The organism is Streptomyces sp. LS1784, from assembly GCF_020103755.1.
Classification (GTDB): Bacteria; Actinomycetota; Actinomycetes; order Streptomycetales; family Streptomycetaceae; genus Kitasatospora.
The window spans coordinates 1-3,579 of the sequence record NZ_JAHSQD010000723.1 but is presented as its reverse complement, the minus strand read 5'-3'; the positions used below and the strand labels follow the sequence as shown (position 1 = coordinate 3,579).

Annotated in this window: 4 protein-coding genes and 1 pseudogene; 1 reads left to right on the top strand and 4 read right to left on the bottom strand. The window is 71.8% G+C overall.

What is annotated here, in order from left to right; genetic code table 11:
- Window positions 1-519 (top strand): hypothetical protein (locus KS423_RS41265; protein ID WP_224284859.1); only part of this gene is annotated, 519 nt, incomplete at its 5' end.
- A 104-nt stretch (window positions 520-623) separates the two neighbouring features.
- Here the strand turns inward: KS423_RS41265 and obgE are convergent.
- The 4 genes and pseudogenes from obgE to KS423_RS41245 all read right to left on the bottom strand — a co-directional run.
- Entirely contained in the window at window positions 624-2,102 is a 1,479-nt protein-coding gene (obgE, locus tag KS423_RS41260; RefSeq protein WP_224284858.1) for a GTPase ObgE, read from the bottom strand.
- 120 nt (window positions 2,103-2,222) lie between these two features.
- Window positions 2,223-2,480: a 50S ribosomal protein L27 gene (gene rpmA, locus KS423_RS41255; RefSeq protein WP_030058248.1), complete on the bottom strand. Its 258-nt coding sequence runs from the start codon at window positions 2,478-2,480 to the stop codon at window positions 2,223-2,225.
- 14 nt (window positions 2,481-2,494) lie between these two features.
- On the bottom strand, window positions 2,495-2,812 hold the full coding sequence (gene rplU / locus KS423_RS41250) for a 50S ribosomal protein L21 (protein ID WP_045696828.1): 318 nt from the start codon (window positions 2,810-2,812) through the stop codon (window positions 2,495-2,497).
- A 229-nt stretch (window positions 2,813-3,041) separates the two neighbouring features.
- A pseudogene (locus tag KS423_RS41245) lies at window positions 3,042-3,579 on the bottom strand (hypothetical protein); the annotation flags it as partial.

The following is a 3,579-nucleotide window of genomic DNA, read 5'->3' as shown; positions in this document are numbered from 1 at the left end:
GCCGCGGGCGGTGCCGGCACGGCCGGGGCCACGGGCGGCGGAGCCGGGGGCGGCGCCGTCCCCGCGGCCGCCACCAGTGTGAAGATCGGTCAGCCCGCCACCGTGGACTTCGCCGACAAGACCGCCAAGGTCACCACCAAGCTGGAGATCACCGTCACCGGCGTCGAGGTGGGTTCGGTGCAGGACTTCACCGCCGCCAAGCTCAGCATCGGTGACCTGGGCGGCCGCACCCCGATGTACGTCAGCTACACCATCAAGAACCTCGGGGACGCCAGCCTCTCCTTCACCGCCCCGGACGCCAAGTTCGTGCTCTTCGACACCACCGGCAAGAAGGGCCTCAACGTCTTCACCGCCGCCGCCCCGCTGCCCAAGTGCACCAGCGCGAAGTTCCAGGGCCTGGCCAAGGGTGCCGAGGTCAAGGGCTGCACCATCATCTCCACCCCCGGCAACACCCCGGCCGCCGTCGGCTACACCGACCTGGTCGACCCGCTGAAGCTCCAGGCCTCCTGGACCAAGTGACGCCCCCGTCGCCGCTGAGCACGCGAACGGCCCCCGCCACCTCGACAGGTGGCGGGGGCCGTTCGCTTCACCGGAGACCGTTCGCGTCAACCGGCCCGAGCGGCTCAGTCCTCGTCGTCGTCGCCCTCGATGGCGGCCTGGCGGCCGCTGGACAGCGCCTCGAAGGCGAGGAACTCGGCCTCGGCCGCGTCCCGGCCCTTCTGCTTCTCGCGGCGGCGGTCGACCGCCGGGCGCTGGGTCTCCATGCGGTGGTCCTCACCGCGGCGGCCGAGCATCTCGGCGCCGGCGGCCATGGTCGGCTCCCAGTCGAAGACGACGGCGTTCTCCTCGGGGCCGATGATGACGGTGTCACCCTCGTGCGCCCCGACCTTCCACAGCTGCTCCTCGACGCCGAGGCGGGCCAGCCGGTCGGCGAGGTAGCCGACGGCCTCGTCGTTGGCGAAGTCGGTCTGGCGGACCCAGCGCTCCGGCTTGGCGCCACGGATGCGGTAGGCGCCGTCCTCCTCGGTGATGGTGAAGCCCGCGTCGTCGACGGCCTTGGGCCGCAGCACGATCCGGGTGGACTCCTCGGCCGGCTTGGCGGCGCGTGCCTCGGCGACGATCCCGCCCATCGCGAAGCTCAGCTCGCGCAGGCCCTTGCGGGAGGCGGCGGAGACCTCGAACACCCGGTAGCCGCGCTCCTCCAGGGAGGCGCGGGTCAGGTCGGCGATGTCCTGGCCGTCCGGGACGTCCACCTTGTTGAGCGCGACCAGGCGCGGGCGGTCGTCCAGGCCGCCGTACTCGGCGAGTTCGGCCTCGATGGTCTCCAGGTCGGTCAGCGGGTCACGGCCGGGCTCCAGGGTGGCGCAGTCCAGCACGTGCACCAGCACCGAGCAGCGCTCCACGTGCCGCAGGAACTCCAGGCCCAGGCCGCGGCCCTGGCTGGCGCCCGGGATCAGGCCGGGCACGTCGGCGATGGTGTAGACGACGTCGCCCGCGGTGACCACGCCGAGGTTGGGGATCAGGGTGGTGAACGGGTAGTCCGCGATCTTCGGCTTGGCGGCGGAGAGCACCGAGATCAGCGAGGACTTGCCGGCGCTCGGGTACCCCACCAGGGCCACGTCGGCGACGGACTTGAGCTCCATCACGATGTCGCGGGCCTCGCCGGGCTCGCCGAGCAGCGCGAAGCCGGGCGCCTTGCGGCGGGCCGAGGCCAGCGCGGCGTTGCCGAGGCCGCCGCGGCCGCCCTGGGCGGCGACGAAGCTGGTGCCGTGCCCGACCAGGTCGGCCAGCACGTTGCCCTTGCGGTCCAGCACCACGGTGCCGTCCGGCACCAGCAGGACGAGGTTCTCGCCGTCCGCGCCGGTGCGGTGGCCGCCCGCGCCCGGCTTGCCGTTGGTGGCCTTGCGCTTGGGCGAGTGGTGGTATTCGAGCAGGGTGGTGACCTGCGAGTCCACGGTGAGGATGACGCTGCCGCCCTCACCGCCGTTGCCGCCGTCCGGCCCGCCGAGCGGCTTGAACTTCTCGCGGTGCACGGAGGCGCAGCCGTGGCCCCCGTTACCCGCGGCGACGTGAAGTTCGACGCGGTCCACGAAGGTGGTCATGGGGTGTGCCTCCAGTGCGCGAGAGTCTGCTTGCTGCTGTGTAAAGCGTGAAGGGTGGACCGGAGAATTCCGGCCCACCCTTCACTGTGAGTCTTCTCAGACTCGGGAGTCCGCGGGGACTCAGGCCTCGACGGCCACGATGTTGACGACCTTGCGGCCGCGACGGTTGCCGAACTGCACCGCACCGGCGGTCAGCGCGAACAGGGTGTCGTCGCCACCGCGGCCGACACCGGCACCCGGGTGGAAGTGGGTGCCGCGCTGGCGGACGAGGATCTCGCCGGCGGAGACGACCTGGCCGCCGAAGCGCTTCACGCCGAGGCGCTGGGCGTTCGAGTCACGGCCGTTGCGGGTAGAGCTTGCGCCCTTCTTGTGTGCCATATCTCGCTATCCCCTTACTTGCTGACCGAGTCGATGCTGGTGATGCGCACCGCGGTGTGCTGCTGACGGTGACCCTGACGGCGGCGGTAGCCGGTCTTGTTCTTGTAGCGCAGGATGACGATCTTGTCACCCTTGGTCTGGTCGACCACCTCGGCGTGAGCCTTCACGCCGGCCAGGACCCACGGGTCGGAGGTGACAGCGTCACCGTCGACGACGAGGATGGTCGAGAGCTCGACCGAGTCACCCGGCTTGGCCTCGATACGGTCGATCTCCAGCACGTCGCCGACGGCGACCTTGTGCTGGCGGCCGCCTGCGCGAACGATCGCGTACATGCGGTACCTGCTTTCCTTGCTCGGTCGGAACCCCCGACGCCAGCCACCTGGGTACGGACACAGGAGCCTCTCCCCGGCCCACCGCGCGGACGCGGCGACCTCGGGAAGGTGATGTGCTCGGGAGCAATGGCGTAGACACGCCGATGGTCAAGAATACGGACCGGCCGCCCGGGGGGCAAACCGGCCCGTACGGCCCGGGGCGGAATCGCTCCCGCCCCGGGCGTGGGCACTACTCGGCCGCCGTATCACCCTCGGCGGCCGCGGCCTTCTTGGCCGCCGCGCTCGTCCGCTTGGTCGCGGTCTTGCGGGCGGTGGTCTTCTTGGCCGCAGTGGTGGTCTTCTTCGCTGCGGTCTTCTTGGCGGCGGTCTTCCGGGCGGCCCGCTTCTTCGGCGCCGGCGCCTCCTCGGCAGGAGCCTCCTCGACCGGGGCCTCGGCGGCCTCGGCGACGGACTCCGCAGCGGCCGGGGCCTCGACGGCCGCGGCCTCCGCGACCACGACCGGCTCGGCCGGCGCCTCGGCGGCAACCTCGGCAACGGCTTCCGCGGCCTCCACGGCAGCCGGGGCGACGGCCTCCAGGGCCGCCTCCAGCGCCGCTTCGGCCTTGGCCTGGAGCACCACGATCTCGGCGGTGTTCGGCGAGCCGCCGTCGATGCAGGAGACCGACTGCGAGGCGTCCACGTTGGCGGCCAGGTCCTCGTGCGTGGCGTCGATGCCGGAGTCCAGGACGCCGACGGTGACGTTGCGGCTGCCGAGCGAGATCTTGTGG